General features: G+C 63.9%; 16 protein-coding genes. 10 read left to right on the top strand and 6 right to left on the bottom strand.

Annotated features, from left to right (window positions below; genetic code table 11):
- Positions 1-46 precede the first annotated feature (46 nt).
- From EO136_RS03025 to EO136_RS03000, 6 genes are all read left to right on the top strand, one after another.
- On the top strand, positions 47-1,027 hold the full coding sequence (locus EO136_RS03025; RefSeq protein ID WP_127142989.1) for a TRAP transporter substrate-binding protein: 981 nt from the start codon (positions 47-49) through the stop codon (positions 1,025-1,027).
- Positions 1,028-1,098: 71 nt separating this feature from the next.
- Positions 1,099-3,105: an aldo/keto reductase gene (locus EO136_RS03020; RefSeq protein WP_127142988.1), complete on the top strand. Its 2,007-nt coding sequence runs from the start codon at positions 1,099-1,101 to the stop codon at positions 3,103-3,105.
- A 44-nt stretch (positions 3,106-3,149) separates the two neighbouring features.
- On the top strand, positions 3,150-4,133 hold the full coding sequence (locus tag EO136_RS03015) for a TRAP transporter substrate-binding protein (RefSeq protein WP_164730416.1): 984 nt from the start codon (positions 3,150-3,152) through the stop codon (positions 4,131-4,133).
- 69 nt (positions 4,134-4,202) lie between these two features.
- Positions 4,203-5,114: a MaoC/PaaZ C-terminal domain-containing protein gene (locus EO136_RS03010; protein ID WP_127142986.1), complete on the top strand. Its 912-nt coding sequence runs from the start codon at positions 4,203-4,205 to the stop codon at positions 5,112-5,114.
- On the top strand, positions 5,111-5,905 hold the full coding sequence (locus EO136_RS03005) for a shikimate dehydrogenase family protein (protein WP_127142985.1): 795 nt from the start codon (positions 5,111-5,113) through the stop codon (positions 5,903-5,905). The genes EO136_RS03010 and EO136_RS03005 overlap by 4 nt, the downstream gene beginning before the upstream one ends.
- Positions 5,906-5,985: 80 nt before the next feature.
- Positions 5,986-7,521: a cryptochrome/photolyase family protein gene (locus EO136_RS03000; protein WP_127142984.1), complete on the top strand. Its 1,536-nt coding sequence runs from the start codon at positions 5,986-5,988 to the stop codon at positions 7,519-7,521.
- Positions 7,522-7,530: 9 nt separating this feature from the next.
- Here the strand turns inward: EO136_RS03000 and EO136_RS02995 are convergent, their stop codons facing one another.
- The 6 genes from EO136_RS02995 to EO136_RS02970 form a co-directional block, all read right to left on the bottom strand.
- Entirely contained in the window at positions 7,531-8,100 is a 570-nt protein-coding gene (locus EO136_RS02995) for a thioredoxin family protein (RefSeq protein WP_127142983.1), read from the bottom strand.
- A gap of 60 nt (positions 8,101-8,160) precedes the next feature.
- Entirely contained in the window at positions 8,161-8,847 is a 687-nt protein-coding gene (locus EO136_RS02990; protein WP_127142982.1) for a TetR/AcrR family transcriptional regulator, read from the bottom strand.
- The gene (locus tag EO136_RS02985) at positions 8,840-10,375 is read right to left on the bottom strand and encodes a tripartite tricarboxylate transporter permease (protein WP_127142981.1); all 1,536 of its coding nucleotides are present in this window, start codon (positions 10,373-10,375) and stop codon (positions 8,840-8,842) included. The genes EO136_RS02990 and EO136_RS02985 overlap by 8 nt, the downstream gene beginning before the upstream one ends.
- Before the next feature lie 14 nt (positions 10,376-10,389).
- Positions 10,390-10,938, bottom strand: coding sequence for a tripartite tricarboxylate transporter TctB family protein (locus EO136_RS02980; RefSeq protein ID WP_127142980.1), 549 nt, complete (start codon positions 10,936-10,938; stop codon positions 10,390-10,392).
- Positions 10,939-11,009: 71 nt separating this feature from the next.
- Entirely contained in the window at positions 11,010-12,038 is a 1,029-nt protein-coding gene (locus tag EO136_RS02975) for a Bug family tripartite tricarboxylate transporter substrate binding protein (protein WP_127142979.1), read from the bottom strand.
- A gap of 109 nt (positions 12,039-12,147) precedes the next feature.
- Positions 12,148-12,993 carry a sugar phosphate isomerase/epimerase family protein gene (locus EO136_RS02970; protein ID WP_127142978.1) on the bottom strand — a complete coding sequence of 282 codons (846 nt, stop codon included), beginning with the start codon at positions 12,991-12,993 and terminating at the stop codon, positions 12,148-12,150.
- 122 nt (positions 12,994-13,115) lie between these two features.
- On the opposite strand from EO136_RS02970, the gene EO136_RS02965 reads away from it, so the two are divergent.
- From EO136_RS02965 to EO136_RS02950, 4 genes are read left to right on the top strand one after another with little or no spacing between them, the layout of a single operon-like run.
- Positions 13,116-14,267, top strand: coding sequence for a Gfo/Idh/MocA family protein (locus tag EO136_RS02965; protein WP_127142977.1), 1,152 nt, complete (start codon positions 13,116-13,118; stop codon positions 14,265-14,267).
- Between the two features lie 3 nt (positions 14,268-14,270).
- The gene (locus EO136_RS02960) at positions 14,271-15,437 is read left to right on the top strand and encodes a dihydrodipicolinate synthase family protein (RefSeq protein WP_127142976.1); all 1,167 of its coding nucleotides are present in this window, start codon (positions 14,271-14,273) and stop codon (positions 15,435-15,437) included.
- A 3-nt stretch (positions 15,438-15,440) separates the two neighbouring features.
- Positions 15,441-16,862, top strand: a complete 1,422-nt coding sequence (locus EO136_RS02955) for a mandelate racemase (protein WP_127142975.1) — start codon at positions 15,441-15,443, stop codon at positions 16,860-16,862.
- Between the two features lie 4 nt (positions 16,863-16,866).
- On the top strand, positions 16,867-17,694 hold the full coding sequence (locus EO136_RS02950) for a sugar phosphate isomerase/epimerase family protein (RefSeq protein WP_127142974.1): 828 nt from the start codon (positions 16,867-16,869) through the stop codon (positions 17,692-17,694).
- The last annotated feature ends 30 nt before the right edge of the window (positions 17,695-17,724 follow it).

The following is a 17,724-nucleotide window of genomic DNA, read 5'->3' as shown; positions in this document are numbered from 1 at the left end:
CAGATCGCAAGAGACGCCCCGAAACGCTACGAGGAGGAGAAGTAGCATGACTTTCAAGAAACGATTTCTGTCGCTGGCTGTCGCCGGTTGCACCGTGTTGGCGTCTGGAGGGGCAGCGATGGCCCAGATCCAGTTGACCCTCGCGGACATCTACAACGAGGACCACAGCAACACGATCGCCGCGCATTATTTCGCCGATCTCGTCGATGAAAAAACCAATGGCGAGGTTCAGGTCAACGTCTTCCCCAACTCCACGATCGGCAGCGAGCGCGAGATCGCGGAATCTCTCATGGCCGGAAGCGTCGACATCGCACCGAGCGGCCTGATCTCGCGGTTCTTCCCCGAGCTTCAGATCCTGGAACTTCCCTATCTGTACCGTGATCTCGAGCACATGCAGCGGGTTGCCGATGCCATCGCGCCGGAAATCGAGGAGATTTTCCGGTCCCAGAACGCCGAGAACCTTGGCTTTCTGTTCCTTGGCCCGCGCTCGATCGCCGGCACGCGTCCCATCCGGAACATCGAGGATATGGAGGGATTCCGCCTGCGTGTCCCCGAGCTGCCGCTCTATGTGGGCATGACCCGAGCACTTGGTGCAACGCCCACGCCCGTGGCGTTCAACGAGGCCTACACCAGCCTCGAGACCGGTGTTGCCGACGGGGCGGAAGGTGAGCCCGCAACGCTCTTTACCCAGAAATGGTACGAGCCGGCCGAGTATGTGAGCCTGACCCAGCACATCTGGCATTTCCGGTTCATCGCCATGAACGGGGCGCGGTTCAACGAATTGTCCGAAGACCATCAGCAGGCGATCCGTGAGGCCGCCCAGGAAGCTCAGGCCCATCAGGCTGGGCTGTTCGTCGAGTTCAACGAAGAGGCGATCGAGCAGATGCGGGCCGAAGGTGCCGAGATCGTCGAGACCGAGGGTCTCGAGGACTTCGCAGAAGCTGTAGCAGACTTCCAGACCGAGTTCGCCGAAGACATCGGTCCCGAAGCCGTTGAGCTGCTCGAACTGGTGCGTGCGGTCGACTGATCGACTGGCATACTCATGCGGTGGGGCGCGACCGCCCCACCGTTCCTGTTTTTTTGTGACCGGATTTCGACATGGCACCTGCAGCCTCAAACACTTCTTCACTGCGCTGGGCCATTCTCGGCACCGGCGCGATCGCCCGCCAGTTTGCCCAGGCGCTGGAGCGATCATCGCGCGGTCGCCTGATCTGCGTCGCCAGCCGGAGCGCCGCGTTCACGGCTGCTCCTGAATTCGGCGGAGCCGAGATCGTTGCCGGTTACGAGACGGCGCTGGCCAGGACCGATGTCGAAGCCGTCTACATCGCCACGCCGCACCCCAATCACGCCGAGTGGGCGATCAAGGCCGCGCGGGCGGGCAAGCATGTGCTGTGTGAAAAGCCCATCGGCATGAATGCCGCCGAGGCGACGGCCATTTTCGATGCCGGCGAGCAGAACGGGGTCCTCATCGTCGAGGCCTTCATGTATCGCACGCATCCCCAGACCAGCAGGCTGCACGAGATTCTGGCGTCCGGCCGCATCGGGCGGGTGCGCCTGATGAGTGCGTCATACGGCTACAACAAGGCCTATGATCCCGAGGCGCGCCACTTCTCCAACGCGCTCGGGGGCGGAGCCATCCTGGACGTGGGCTGCTATTGCGTGTCCATGAGCCGCCTTGTCGCCGGTGCCGCGTCGGGCAAGTCCTTTGCCGATCCGGTCTCGGTTCAGGGGCAGGCAAGCCGCGTTGAGACCGGCGCCGATGAGAATGCCACGGCGATCCTGACCTTTGCAGATGGCATGGTTTCGCGCATCGCTTGCAGCCTCACTACCGTTCAGGACAACACTGTCCGCATCTTCGGGGAAAAGGGCTGGATCGAGGTGCCCTCACCCTGGTTCTGCTCGGGCCGGCAGGGCGGATCGAGCGTGATCCGTATTCACCAGGACGGCGACGTCGAAGACATCGTGATCGACTGCTCGGACTGGCTTTACAGCCTCGAGGCCGATGCATTCGCCGCCTCGGTTGCGGCCGGACGCGCCCAAGGGCTTGCGCCGAGCCCGGCCGATACCTTGGGCAACATGCGCGCGCTTGATGCCTGGCGGAGGGCCGGCGGGGTTACCTATGTCTCGGAAGCGCCCGGGCGTTCGCCGCGGACATATGCGGGCATTGAACTGGCGCGCCCCGGCCAGTCGGCCATGGGACATGTTTCGCCGCTGCCGATCGGCAAATCGCTGTCCCGGCTGGCCATAGGCTGCATGGGGTTCGAGACCTATCCCGACGCCCAGGCGCTCTATGATGCGTTCTTTGAGGCTGGCGGCAACGTCTTTGATACGGCTCATATCTACAAGAAGGGGCTGTCCGACACGCTTTTGGGCCATTGGGTGAAAAGCCGCGATGTCCGTGAAGACGCGGTCATCATCGGCAAGGGCGCGCACTCGCCAAACTGCTATCCCGAGACCATCGGACGCGAGTTGGCCGAAAGTCTCGAGCGTCTTCAGACCGATTATATCGATATCTATTTCATGCACCGGGACAATCTCGACATCCCGGTCGGCGAGTTCGTGGACGTTCTCGATGATTTCGCCCGCAAGGGCACTATCCGGGCTTTCGGCGGCTCGAACTGGACCCTCGAGCGCCTGGGCGAGGCCAATGCCTATGCTCAACGGGCCGGCAGGCAGGGCTTTTCTGCGGTATCGAACCAGTTCAGCCTTGCAGAAATGCTCGAACCGGTCTGGCCGGACTGCATTTCCTCCTCGGACGCGGATAGCATTGCGTGGCTGCGCGGGCGGAACATGCCGCTGTTTGCCTGGTCGAGCCAGGCGCGGGGCTTTTTCACCGACGCGATGAACCCCGACGACCCGGCAACGATCCGGTCCTGGCTCAGCGAGCGGAATCTGGGGCGCCGCGAACGCGCGCGCATCCTTGCCGACCGCTATGGCACGACCATGCCGACCATCGCTCTGGCCTATCTCCTGCACTTGGACTTTCCCGTCTTTCCCATCATCGGGCCGCTTACGATTGCGGAACTGAGGATGTCCCTGGCAGCGCTCGAGGTCTCCCTTGCGCCGGAAGACGTTCAATGGCTCGCCGACGGAGACCGGCCCTGAAATCCATCCGCCTCATCGCACCAAAAACATCACTGGAGGACAACATGACCCTATCGAAATCCTTTCTCACTGTACTGGCCGGCGCCAGTCTTTCGGTTCTCGCCGTCGCGGCCCAGGCCCAGGAAGTCCTGACGCTGGGCGACATTTATGCCCGCGACCATTCCAACAGCCTCGGGGCGGTCCATTTCGCAGAGCTGGTCGAGGAGCGTTCGAACGGCGAGCTCAAGATCGAGATGTATTTCGACGCGACCCTGGGCAGCGAGCGCGAACTGGCCGAAAGCGTCGTTTCGGGCACCATTGACATCGCGCCGTCGGGTCTTTCGGGCATCGGACTGTTTTTCCCGGACCTTCAGGTCCTCGAGATGCCCTATCTCTATGAGGATCTCGACCACCTCGTGCGCGTCGCCGAGGAAATCACCACTGACGTGGAAGAGATTTTCCAGGAGCAGGGCCTGCGCAATCTTGGCTTCTGGTTCCTGGGCCCCAGGGCAATGGCCAGTGCCCGCCCGATCAACCATGTGGACGATCTCGACGGGCTGCGCCTGCGCGTGCCTGAATCTCCGCTCTATGTCGGCATGGCGCAGTTCATGGGGGCAACACCCACCCCGATCGCGTTTCCGGAAGTCTACACCAGCCTTGAGACCGGTGTAGCCGATGCAGCCGAGGGCGAGCCACTGAGCATCTGGACCACCAAATGGTTCGAGCCGACCGGCGGGGTGAGCCTGACCAATCATATCTGGCACTTTCGCCAGATCGTTGTGAACGGGGCACGCTTCGACGCGCTGTCCGAGGAACACCAGCAGATCCTGCGCGACGCAGGGCGTGACGCGATGCTCTATCAGGCCGGGCTTGTCGAAGAGCTCAACGCAGAGGCGCTGGCCAGCATCGAGGCCGAAGGGGTCGAGATCATCGAGACCGAGGGCACCGAAGAACTGGCCGAGCGGTTCGGCGCGTTCCACGACGAGTTTGCGGCCAATATCAGCGAGGGGGCCGTGGAGCTTCTCGAAAAGGTCCGCTCGGTCGAGTGATCGCCTGGTAATGGTCCGTCCCGCCGACGTGCGGGGCGGCCCGCCCCTTCTTTGCGTTCGAGGTGTGACGTGGACTACAAAGAGCCGGTATTCGAGAACGTTTATGTCGGGGAGCGTTTCGGCCCGATCGTGCTCGAAACCGATCCCTTCTTTCTCAAGAGCTACGCGTATGCGACCGACGACTACACCGGCATGGAGCTTTCCGACGGGTTGATCGTGCCCGGGGCGTTCGTCCCCGGGGCCGCCATCGTGTCCGAGCTGATGCTGGTGTTCCTGAGCGTTTATGATCCCGATGGGGTGGTCGGGCTGCACCAGAAGGAAGAGGCCGAATATTTCGCGCCCGTCGCGCCGGGAACGAGGCTGACTCTTTCAGGCCGCTACATCGACAAATACGAAAAGCGCGGCAAGGGCTATGTGGTGCTCGAGGCGGAGGCCCGGGATCTGCAGGGCCGTCTGGTGGTCCGACAGCGCAGTACCGAGATCATGCGCATTCCCACCGGCATTTCGGTGGGCACCGGCTCGGGCGAGCCCGACCGCCGGATCACCCCGCGCCCGCTCGAGGGGCAGAGGGCCGACCGGATCGATGCCGACACCCCGGTGGGAACGGCGCTCGCGCCGCTCGAAAAGCATGTGCGGCAGGCACAGATGTCAGTGTTCTCGGGTGCGGAAATTCACAAGCAGGGCATCCACACCGTTCGCAGGATTGCACAAGATGCAGGTCTGCGCGATTGCCTGGCGCAGGGCATGATGGAATCGTGCTGGGCTTCGGAATACCTCACGCGACTGTTCGGGCCTGCGTTCCTGGCTTCAGGGCGCCACTATACGACGTATCTCCACCCTGTTTATGCGCACGATGTCATCACGGTCGAGGGCGAAGTCACAGGCCGGCAGGCCGACGGACGTGTCGAGGTTGAATACTGGCTCATAAATCAGGACCGCAAGCCGACCGCAGTGGGCTTTGGCAGTGCGGTTCTGCCATGAGTGACCGCAATGACAGCGCTGATCTCTACGGCCTCATCGGACAGCCCGTCGCTGGTCTGCGGTCACCGGGCCTGTTTCAGGCTTCGCTGGCCGAGCGCGGCCTGGGCGGAACGATGGTACCGCTTGAGATCGCTCCGGCGAGCCTCGAGACGGCGCTTTATGGGCTTAGGTCCCTCGCCAACCTGCGGGGTTTCCTGGTCACCATGCCGCACAAGCAGTCCATCGCGCCTCTGCTCGATGACCTCACTGAGGCCGCACGCGTTACCGGGGCGGTCAATATCGTGCGCCGCACCGAGGATGGCCGGCTGGTGGGCGGGCAACTCGATGGCCCTGGGTTCGTCGCGGGTCTGGTGCAGGCGGGGTTTTCGCCCAAGGGTGCCAATGTGTTCATGGCCGGGGCAGGGGGCGTAGCGGCCGGCATAGCCTTTGCGCTTGCCGAGGCCGGTGTCGCCCGGATCGCGATGGCCAACCGCAATCGTGCTCGCGCAGAAAAGCTGTGTGCCCGTCTGGCGGCCCATTTCCCCGATTGCGCCTTGAGCGCAACCGACCTGGCCCCGGGACGCGACATCGGCGTAGCGATCAACGCCACCAGCCTGGGGCTTGACGGGGAGACCGATCTCCCGTTCGCGCTCGATGATCTGCCGGCGGCGGCATTCGTCGCCGACGTGGTCAATCGGCCCGAGCCGACCGCACTGGTTGCCACGGCGCGCACGCGCGGCCACACGGCGATCGAGGGCCGCGGCATGGTCATGCCGCAACTCCCGATGATGCACGCCTTTTTCGCAGGATGACTCCTCCACTCTCAGGTGAACCGGGCGGACGGTGCTCTCGTTCAAAGCGATATGCTTGAACAGAACGTCAGGGGCCGGATTTGCCCGTTTCTACCAAGGCGGTTCGCCTGATCCTGGGCGATCAGCTCTCGCGCGGGCTGGCCAGCCTGCGCGATTGCGACCAGGAAAACGATCTCCTCGTCATGGCGGAGGTGATGGAGGAGGCCAGTTATGTGCGCCATCACAAAAAGAAGCTGGTGTTCGTTTTCTCGGCAATGCGCCATTTTGCCCGCGATCTGGAGGCCGCGGGCTATCGGGTGCGCTATCTTAGGCTCGACGACCCTGACACCCCGGGATCGCTCGACGAGGTGATCTCGAAGGTGGTGCGCGAGCATCGGCCCGAGCGCGTCGTTCTAACCGAGCCGGGGGAGTACCGCGTCCTCCAGAAGTTCGAGGATTGGCGCGAGGACATGGAGATTTCGGTCGTGATCCGGGAGGACGACCGGTTCATCGCCAGCCGGCAGGACTTTGCCGACTGGGCGGGAGACGGTCGCAAGAACTTGCGCATGGAGTTCTTCTATCGCGAGATGCGGCGTCGCACGGGCTATCTCATGGACGGCGACAAGCCCGTCGGCGGCTCGTGGAACTATGATGCCGCGAACCGCAAGCCGATCCCCAAATCGGTGGTCCCGCCCGAGCGGCCGACCAGCCGGCCCGATGAGATCACCCGCGAGGTGATCGAAATGGTCGGCGCGCGGTTTGCCGACAATTTCGGAGATCTCGAGCCCTTCGACTACCCGGTGACCCGCCGCGCCGCGCTTCATGCACTCCACTGGTTTGTCGCGCATGCGCTCGAGGATTTCGGCACTTATCAGGATGCCATGCGGGAGGGCGATCCCCTGCTGTTCCACGCCCACCTTTCGGCCCTGATCAATATCGGTCTTCTGGATCCGCGTGAGGTCTGCGACCGCGCGATAGCGGCTTATGAGGATGGAGCGGCTCCGCTCAACGCGGTGGAGGGCTTCGTGCGCCAGATCATCGGCTGGCGTGAATTCATCCGCGGCGTCTACTGGCGCGAGATGCCGGGTTATGCGACGCGCAACGCGCTCGAGGCGCGGCGCGCGCTGCCCGATTTCTTCTGGACGGCCGAGACGGAGATGAATTGCCTGGCCCAGTCCATCGGAGACACCCGCGCCCATGCCTATGCCCATCACATCCAGAGGCTTATGGTGATCGGGAATTTCTGCCTGCTGGCGGGCATTGATCCGCGCCAAGTGCAGGAGTGGTTCCTGCTCGTCTACCACGATGCCTATGAGTGGGTGGAACTGCCAAACGTTTCGGGCATGGCGCTCTATGCCGATGGCGGTGTCTTCGCGTCCAAACCCTATGCGGCCTCGGGTGCCTATATCCACCGCATGTCGGACTATTGCGGTTCCTGCGCCTATGACGTGAAGGCGCGCACGGGCGAAAAGGCCTGTCCGTTCAATGCGCTGTACTGGAATTTTATCGAAGTGAATCGGGATCGGTTGGCATCCAACACGCGGATGGCGATGCCGCTCAAAACGCTCGAGCGATTCGATCCCGGCGAGCGCGATGAGATTGCGAAGTCGGCGGCGGCCTTTCTGGAAACCCTCTGAGCCTTTCTCTCAGGCTTCGTCCTGCTCGTCGCACTTCCATTTGATCGAGCAGCCCATGGAGGGGATTTGCTCGCCAGGGCCTTCGCCGGTGCGCGCGATCAGCCGCATAGCCTCGATCAGCTCGGCCCGGGCGCCCTGGGGCAGGGGCTCCTTGCGGCCCTCGTCGAGACGGCCGCGATACTTGATGATGCCCTCGCTGTTGAGCCCGAAGAAGTCCGGGGTGCAAACGGCCTCGTAGGCGCGGGCGGTCTCCTGGCTTTCGTCGTGCAGATAGGGGAAGGTGAAGCTCCTGGCCTTGGCGAAAACGGCCATGTTCTCGAACGAATCTTCCGGGTGGCTCCCGGAATCATTCGAGCAGATCGCGGCGAAGCCTACCCCGTCGGCCTTCAGGATCTGTGCGGCGGCGATCAGCCGGTTGGTGATGGCCTTCACATAGGGGCAGTGGTTGGAGATGAAGACGATCACGGCTCCCTTGTCGCGCATGATCTGGGCGCGTGTGTAGATGCGCCCGTCGGTCGCCGGCAGGGAAAAATCCGGGGCAGGAATATCGAGCCTCGGTTGCTCGACGATCGTGGCCATGGCTGGGTCCATCCTTGTTCTGGCAATGGCCGACAAAATGCGACGGACGTGGCCGTAAAATCAAGCGCCGCTCGTGCGCGCTCCGGCCCTCAAATGGTCCAGCACCATTTCCACCGCGTGGGCCTCGCGCGCCTCGACCATGGCTTCCGCCCCCAGATCTGTCTCGAAGATTACCGAAAGGGTCGCGTTGTTGGAGACGTAGAAATAGCCCAGCGCCGCGATGGAAATGTAGAGCTGGACGGGATCCACGTCGGTCCGGAACTCACCGGTCACTTCGCCGCGTTCGACGAGCGTGCGCAATTGATCGACCAGCGGCGAGTGCAGGCCGTGCATTTCGGGTATGGTTTTGAGATAGCGCGCCCGGAGGAGGTTCTCATTGGTGAGAAGCGCAATGAACCAGGGCTTTTCGAGAAAGTGCCGGAAGGTGAAGCGCACGAGCCGTTCCACGGCTTCGGTCGGGGAGAGACGGTCGAGGCTCAAATCGCGTTCGCCGGCCCGGATCTCTCGATAGGCTTCTGTCAGGACCTCCCGATAGAGCGCGTCCTTGTCCCCGAAATAGTGGTAGAGCATCCGCTTGTTGACCTGGGCGCGCTCGGCGATGGCGTCGATCCGCGCACCGCCGAGCCCGTGTTCTGCAAACTCCGCCCGGCTGGCCGCCAGGATTGCTGCCTTGGTCCGCTCCGCATCGCGCCGCCGCGTGCGCGGCTTGGTGGACTGTGATGCAGGAGACGGGGCAGGATCAGCCATTGGGCGTTCGCGCTTCTTTCCCTGGGAAGAGTTTGGAGACCATGGCTCCGACACGGTTCGAAACCGCGGGCATGCTCATCAGGATGGTTATCAGTATGATCGCCCAGAGTACAGCCGAGATGGGGCGTACAAAGAACGGGGTCAGATCCCCGTCCGATACAACCAGCCCGCGGCGCAGGTTCACGTCCAGCAATTCACCCAGGATGATCCCCAGCACCAGCGGCGCCATGGGATAGCGCATTTCGCGCAATACGAACCCGACCAGCCCGAAGAACACCATCACGTAGACGTCGAACATCCGCTGGGTAATGGCGAAGGAACCGACCACGCACAGCACGTAAACGATCGGCATAAGCTTCTCGCGAGGAACGACAAGCACTTTGACGAGCAGCTTGGTGAGCGAAAGCCCGTAAATGGTGATGGCGATCACCGACAAGAGCAGCATTCCGACGACCTGATAGAGGAACTGCGGGTTCTCGGTCATGATCATGGGGCCCGGGCGGATGCCGTGGATATACATCGCCGCGATCAGCACTGCCGCAGCAGCGGAACCGGGAAGGGCGAGCGTGAGGGTCGGGATCATGGCCCCGGGAATAACCGCGGAGTTGCCGGTTTCGGCGGCGACGAGGCCCTCGACAGAACCCTTGCCGAACTGGTCGGCTTCCTTGCTCTTGCGCCGCGCGGCCGCATAGGACGCCCAGGAGCCGATGTCCTCGCCCACGCCGGGGATGATCCCGGCGATGGTGCCGATGATGCCCGAGCGGATGGTGGTCCGCCAGTATTTGGCTACCTCGCCGATCCGGGGGATGACCCTGTCCTTGCTCTCGATGATCTCGGGCACGAAGCGCCGCTTCATCACCCCGAGCAGTTCGGCAAAGCCAAAGGCGCCGACCATGGCGGGAATGATGTCGATGCCCGAGCCAAGCTGCTGCATGCCGAAGGTGAAGCGCTGGTGCGCGTGCAGGCTCTCCATGCCGACCATGGCGAACAACAGGCCCAGGATGCCGGCGATATAGCCCTTGATCGGGTTGTCGAGCGCCGTGAGGCGGCCCGAGATGAGGACGCCGAACAGCGCCAGCCAGAAGAATTCATAGGACCCGAAGCGCAGGGCGAACTCGGCGAGCCATGGCGCGATCAGGGCCAGAAAAAAGATGCCCACGAGCGTGCCCAGCCCCGAAGAGGTGGTCGCAATGCCCATCGCCATGCCCGCCCGACCGGCCTTGGCCAGCGGGTAGCCGTCCAGCGTGGTCGCGGCACTGGCGGGGGTGCCGGGAATCGCCAGCAGAATTGCCGGGCGGCTGCCGCCATAGATCGAGCCGACATAGAGTGCGATGAGGGTCAGGATCGCCTGATCGGGCGCCATGCCGTAGGTGAGCGTCACGAGCAGGGCAACGCCCATGGTGGCGGTCAGGCCAGGCAGCGCGCCGATGATGATCCCGAGAAGACTCGCCCAGGCGAGATTGAACAGGGATTCAAAGCTCATGAAGTGGGCGATGCCCGCGCCAAGCAGAAAGAAGCCGTCAAACATTGCTCAACAATCCTCTAGGGCAGACGGACAAGGAAGCCGCGCTCGAAGGCGACAGTGACGACGGCGGAAACGATGACGGCCTGCACGGCGGCCCAAAGCATGGATTTGGGCAGGGGCTTGGGCTCGTTTGTGGCCCAGACCTCGAAGGCGACGATGAAGGCGAAAACGTACAGGCCCGTGGCCAGCCAGAAGGGGACGCGCCCGAGCAGTACGAGAGCGTAAGCCAGGCTGATGAGCGCTGCGACCGCGAAGCGGCGCGCCTCTGTACCGGCGAACATCGAGCCGAAGTCCTGCCAGCCATTCTCGAGCTTGCGGGTCTCGACCAGTGCCTTGCCGCCGAGCATGGCGCCGCACAGGGCGAGGGCAATACCGAGCAGGCCGGGAACCAGGCCGGGTACAGTCGCAGGATGAATGCCGCGCATTTCGAGCCGCGGCATGGTCCACGAGAGATAGATGATGACAAGGCCGAGCACGAGGAACGCGGTACCTGCGATGAGGTCGGCGTAGGGCATCCGTCGGTTGGCGGCGGCCTCGGGGTCCGTGGAAGTTTGCGGATCGCTCATGAACACAGGCTCCGGTTGAACGGGAGAGCGCCCGGCCGGGGCCGGGCGCTCGTGCTTGGGAGGAGAAATCCTCACATTTCGCTGTGGGTCTCGCAATCGATGCCGATGGTCGAGGGATCGTTGACCATCAGGCCGCGCGGCTCGGCGGCACAGGCTTCCTCGATCACGATCGGCATGGCGCGCTCACGGGCGTCTTCACCATAGGACGGAGCAAAGACCGCGCCGTTGGTTTCGGCGTATTCGGCCAGAGCGTCAGATGTCATCACGTGCTCTTCCCAGATGCGGTCCATGGTGGAAACCACTTCGTCAGGCACGCCGACCGGGATGAAGATGCCGAAATAGTCCGGAGCGATCGGGTAGTCGGGCATCCAGTCGGTGATCGGAGGGATGGGCTCCGCACCCTCGAGCGTCAGGGGCTCGTCGCTGAGCACGGCCAGGCCGCGCAGGCGACCGCCGCGGATCAGTTCGGCCTGCTCGACCGCAAGCTGGGTGGTGACCATGGCTTCGCCGCCGGCGGTGGCGATCGCAGCCGGTCCGCCGCCGTCATAGGTCACCATGCGGTACTCGAATTCGCCTTCCTGGCCGAGGCCGGCGATCGCCGTGCCGCCCGAGGAGGTGACCCCCGCCGTTGCGACCGTGATCTCGGAACCGCGTTCCTGGAACGCTTCGAGAAGCTGTCCGAAATCTTCGAACTCGCTGTCTGCGGGAACCGCGACCACAGGCACGTTGGCGACCGAGAGATAGATATGCCAGTCGTCGATGTTCGTGCCCTCGACAAGGCCCGTCACGCTGTAGGTGGCGTTGTTGGCAATGGCGTTGGCGGTCCAGGTATAGCCGTCGGTGGGAGCGGCGAGCACTTCGGCGGTGCCGGTCGCGCCCGAGGCACCGGGCTGGTTGACCACCACGACGGGAACGCCGAGCTGCTCGGAGATGATCGGGGTGGTCACGCGGGTGACCTGGTCGGTCGAACCGCCAGCGCCCCAAGGCACGATGACGTTGATCGGCCGATCCGGCTGCCATTCCTGAGCGATGGCGCCGGCCGCAGTCAGCGCAAGAGTGGAAGCGGCCGCCGCCAGGGCGACCCGTTTGACGTGATTCATGTTGTCCTCCCGAAAGGGTTGGGTGCGCGCGGCTGTCCTCCCCCGCGTCGCTGCCCGAACTGTGAAACGCCAGATCGCCCCTGTCAAGAAGTAAGTAACTGGTTAGTTCTTATCGCATTCCGACCGCCATCAGCCCGCGCACATACCCCGCAGCGAAGGCCGCCGCGCCCGGACCGTTGGGCACATATTCGAACGGCTCCATGGCCAGAGCGCCATCATAGCCGACCTCTAGCAGCGCGGAAATGAGCGGGACGATGTCGTCGCGCGCCTCCGGGTCGGTGGACTGACCCGGCGCCCTGCGGTTGATCGCGTTGAGCTGGACGTGGGCGAGTTCGCCCGCCGCGTGCATCTGCCGGGCAAGGTCGGCCAGAGGGGTGTTTTCTTCCTGTGCCGAGTGGGACACGTCGAGCATCAGGCCCAGACCGCGCGAGTCGGCGCGGGCGATCATGTCTCGCGCCTGCTCGATCCTGTTGATGAAATTGCATTCCACCGAATTGATGGCCTCAAGGCAGCACACGAGCCCCGACGCGGCGGCGCGGTCGCCGATCGCCTTGAGGTGACCGGCGGCGATCTCGCGCTGGCGGTCCTCGGTCTCGCTATCGATTCGCCGCTGGGCAGGGGAGCCCAGGACCAGAACGCGTGCGCCGAGGGCCGCGCCGATATCGACGATCGAGAGCATGGCGGAGCGGGTGAAGGCCCGAACGTCTTCATCGAGCGATGTGAGCCCGATCCCCTCGGGCGCCATCATCAGCCAGTGCAGGCTGGTCACGACCAGATCGTGTTCCTCGACCGTCTGCCGAACCCTGGCGAGCCGCTCGGCGTCGAGCGCGGTGGGATCTTCGCCCAGTGTGAAGGGAGCGATCTCGAGCCCGTCATAGCCCGCGCCCTTCGCGAACGCGCATTGCTCGCGCAGCGTCATGGGCGTGAGCACCTCATTGCACAGGGACAGCTTCATCAGACCTTCTCCTCACATGTTCGACCAAAGGCGGGGTCGGTTGCCGCTTGACGGGTTATGAAACCGCTAGTAAGTAACTGGGTAGTTACAAAAGATGACATCACAAGGGGTGGAGGCTTGCAATGGCGCAGCGGCGCATCGGCATCATCATGCATGGCATAACCGGTCGGATGGGGTACAACCAGCATCTGGTTCGGTCCATTCTCGCGATCCGCGATCAGGGCGGCATCGCGCTTTCGGGGGGCGACACCCTCATGGTCGACCCGATCCTGGTCGGCCGCAACCTCGACAAGGTCAAGGCCGTGGCCGAAAAGCACGGCATTGCCCGGTATTCTGACGATCTGGACGCCGCCCTGGCCAATCCGGACGACGAAATCTTCTTTGACGCGGGCGCGACCAAGATCCGTGCGGGCCTGCTCGAGAAGGCCCTGGCGGCCGGCAAGAACATCTATTGTGAAAAGCCGACCTCCGACGATCTCTCGATCGCCATCGACATCGCGAAAAAGGCACGCGCTTCGGGCCTCAAGCACGGCGTGGTTCAGGACAAGCTTTACCTGCCGGGGCTGATGAAGCTCAAGATGCTGCGCGATTCCGGGTTCTTTGGCGATATCCTGTCGGTCCGCGGCGAGTTCGGCTACTGGGTGTTCGAGGGTGACTGGCAGAAGGCGCAGCGCCCCTCCTGGAACTACCGCAAGGACGATGGCGGCGGCATCATTATCGACATGCTCTGCCACTGGCGCTACGTGCTCGACCACACCTTCGCGCCGGTCAAGGCGGTGTCGTGCCTGGGTGCCACCCACATTCCCTCGCGTGTCGACGAGCAGGGCAAGACCTATTCCGCTGACGCGGACGACGCAGCCTATGCGACCTTCGAGCTCGAGGGCGGCATCATCGCCCAGGTCAATTCGAGCTGGGCCGTCCGGGTGCGTCGCGACGATCTGGTGACCTTCCAGGTCGACGGCACGCATGGCTCGGCCGTGGCTGGACTTCACAAATGCTGGACCCAGCACCGGGTCAACACGCCCAAGCCGGTCTGGAACCCCGATCAGCCCCAGGTCATGAACTTCTTTGACGATTGGGAAGAAGTGCCCGACAACTGGCCGGCCGACAACGGCTTTAAAGTCCAGTGGGAGGAGTTCCTGCGCCATGTGGTGGAGGATGCGCCCTGGAGCTTTGGGCTCGAGGCCGGTGCGCGCGGCGTGCAACTCGCCGAACTCGGCCTCAAGAGCTGGCACGAACGCCGTTGGCTCGACGTCCCGGAACTGGAGTTCTGATCCATGACTTCGCTGATTTTGCCCAAGGCAGACCGCTCGACCGAGCGCTACACGATCCGCAACCAGCCGGTTCCCGTCGCCAAGCGGGATCCCGGATCGTTCAACCGCATCGCCTATGCGGCAACCCACGTGGTCGCCGATCCGCTGGCGGACAATGATCCGTGGCTGGCCGCCGACATCGACTGGGACCGCACGCTGGCCTTCCGTCATCACCTCTGGGATCTGGGTTTCGGCGTCGCCGAAGCGATGGATACCGCTCAGCGCGGCATGGGCCTTGGCTGGCCCGAGGCGCGCGAGCTGATCGAGCGGGCGCTCAAGGAATCCCGGTCCAGGGAAGGGGCGGTAATCGCCTGTGGCGCGGGAACCGACCATCTGGCGCCCGGTCCCGACGTGACCATCGACACGATCATCGAAGCCTATGAGTCCCAGATCGAGGCGATCGAAGCCCATAACGGGCGGATCATCCTGATGGCCAGCCGCGCGCTTGCGGCCGCCGCCAAGAGCCCGGACGATTACATCAAGGTCTATGGCCGCATTCTTTCGGGCGTGAAGGAGCCGGTGATCATCCACTGGCTCGGAGAAGCCTTCGACCCTGCTCTCGAAGGGTACTGGGGCAAATCCGACCACATGGCGGCAATGGACGTGGCGCTCGACGTCATGGGCGCGCACGCCGACAAGGTCGACGGCATCAAGGTCTCTTTGCTCTCCAAGGAAAAGGAAATCGCCATGCGGCGGCGCCTGCCAGAGGGCGTCCGCATGTATACGGGCGACGACTTCAATTATGCGGAACTGATCGCGGGCGACGAACAGGGGTATTCCGATGCGCTCCTGGGCATCTTCGATGCCATCGCGCCGGTGGCTTCGGCGGCTCTGGGCGAGTTGGGCGCTGGCCGGGACAAGGAGTTCTTCTCGCTCCTCGATCCCACCGTTCCGCTCTCGCGGCACATCTTCAAGGCACCGACCCGGTTCTACAAGACCGGCGTTGTGTTCCTCGCCTGGCTCAATGGCCTGCAGGATCATTTCTCGATGATCGGTGGCCAGCAGTCGGCCCGCTCGATCCAGCATCTCGCCGAGCTGTTTCGGCTCGCCGACGATGCCCGGGTTCTTGCCGATCCCGAACTGGCCGCACGGCGCATGAGCACACTTCTGGCGCTGCACGGCATAGAGTAGCCTGTGTCTTCGGCCCCGCGCATCAGGGTTGTCTCGGCCGAGGCCTTTCGGCGCGAGACACCCTTCAGGTTTCCGTTCCGATTCGGGATCGCCGAGGTGCACCGCGCGCCTCAAGCCTTCGTGCGGATCGTGATCGAAGACGCCTCTGGCCGGCAGGCGACCGGCTGGTCTGCGGAGATGATGGTCCCCAAATGGTTCGACAAGAACCCGGACCTGTCCCCGCACGACAATCTAGACCAGCTTCGCACCTCTCTGGACCTTGCCATGGTGCGGGCGCTCGATACCCCTGCCGGCACCGCGTTCGATCTCCATCATGGTATGGAGGCCGACCACCATGCCCAATGCGCCGGACATGGCCTTGGCGGGCTGATCGCCTCATTCGGCCTGGCGCTCGTCGACCGGGCCATCATCGATGCGCTGGGGCGGCTCAAGGGCAGGGGCGCGGCGGCTCTCGTTACCGCCAACATGCTCGGCATCGACGCCCGCACGGCGCCGGATCTCGAGGGGTTCGACCTGACGGGATTTCTCGGTTCGCTCGCCGTGCCCGCCGAGATGGCGATCCGGCACACGGTGGGGCTGGGCGATGCGCTGGTCGCGGAGGATCTGGGCGAGCGTCTCAATGACGGGCTGCCCGAAACGCTCCAGGATGTGATCGCAGCCTATGGCCACCGTCACTTCAAGCTCAAGATCGCCGGCAATCCAGAAGTGGACTGCGCGCGGCTGGTGCGCATCGCCAAGGGCATCGAGCAGTTCTGCGATGGCTATCGCGTCACGCTGGACGGCAATGAGCAGTATCGGGACGAGGAACAAGTGCTCGAGCTGATGTGGCGGATGGCGGCGGAGCCGGCACTGGCGATCCTCAACCGTCGAATCCTGTTTCTCGAGCAACCCATTGCCCGGGCACACGCTTTGTCGCGCCCGATCCGCAAGCTCGCCTCGTTCGTGCCCGTCGAGATCGACGAGTCGGACGCGGACATGGGCGCTTTCGTGACCGCGCGGGAGCTGGGCTATACCGGCATATCGTCGAAGTCGTGCAAGGGCTTTTACCGCAGCGTTCTCAATGCGGCGCGCGTGGCCAAGTGGAACGCGGAGGAAAATGCGCCCCGCTATTTCCTGTCGGGCGAAGACCTCACCACCCAGTCCGGGGTGTCCGTGCAGCAGGACCTTCTGCTCGCCGGGCTGGTCGGGGTTACCCACGTTGAGCGCAACGGGCACCATTTCGTCGATGGCATGGCCGGGGCTTCGGACGCAGAACAGGGGGCGTTCCTTTCGGCGCATTCCGACATCTATGCGCGCCGTCTCGGTCGCGCGCGGCTCGACATCGCTCAGGGCCGCCTGCCGCTCGGCTCGATCGCTTCGGCACCCGGGCTCGGCGTCGCCGTCGAGCCGATCTGGACAGACATGAAACCTCTCGGGGAGGACTAATCCGATGAGCGCCAAGGGGCAGCTTTCGATCAATCTGGCAACCACGCGCGGCAGCTGGGGCTTTGCAGAGGCCGTGGACGGCTGCCTGCGGCACGACATCACCGCGATTGCGCCCTGGCGCGATCAGGTCGAGGCAATCGGCCTTGATGAAGCGGCACGGATCGTGAAGGCCAATGGGCTCAAGGTGACCGGCCTTTGCCGCGGGGGCATGTTCCCAGCGGTCGATGCGGCGGGGTGGCAGGCCAATATCGACGACAACCTCAAGGCCATCGACGAGGCCGTCGCGCTCGGCGCCGACTGCCTGGTTCTGGTGGTGGGCGGACTGCCCGGTTCTTCGCGCGATATCGTCGAGACCCGCAAGCAGGTGGCCGATGGTATCGCCGCCATCCTGCCTTACGCTCGCAAACAGGGCATGCCCTTGGCCATAGAGCCTTTGCATCCGATGTACGCCGCTGACCGGGCCTGCGTGAACACGCTCGGCCAGGCGCTCGACATCTGCGTCGAGCTCGGCGACGGGGTCGGGGTGGCGATAGACGTCTACCACGTCTGGTGGGATCCAGATCTCGCCGCCCAGATCGCCCGAGCGGGCCAGATGGGCACGATTCTCGCCCACCACATCTGCGACTGGCTGGTGCCCACCACTGACCTGCTGCTCGACCGCGGCATGATGGGCGACGGGGTCATCGATCTTCCCGGTATCCGGGCGATGATCGAGGCAGCCGGGTTCCATGGGCCCCAGGAGGTCGAGATATTCTCAAAGGAAAACTGGTGGAAGCGTCCCGGCGACGAAGTGCTTGCGACCTGCGTGGATCGGTTCGACACCGTCTGCTGATGGCGGCGAGTCCTTCACGCCGTGAAGCGT

This window comes from Pelagibacterium montanilacus (assembly GCF_003992665.1).
Taxonomy (GTDB): Bacteria; Pseudomonadota; Alphaproteobacteria; order Rhizobiales; family Devosiaceae; genus Pelagibacterium; species Pelagibacterium montanilacus.
The sequence above is the reverse complement of the archived record's forward strand: the minus strand, read 5'-3'. Positions and strand labels throughout refer to the sequence as shown.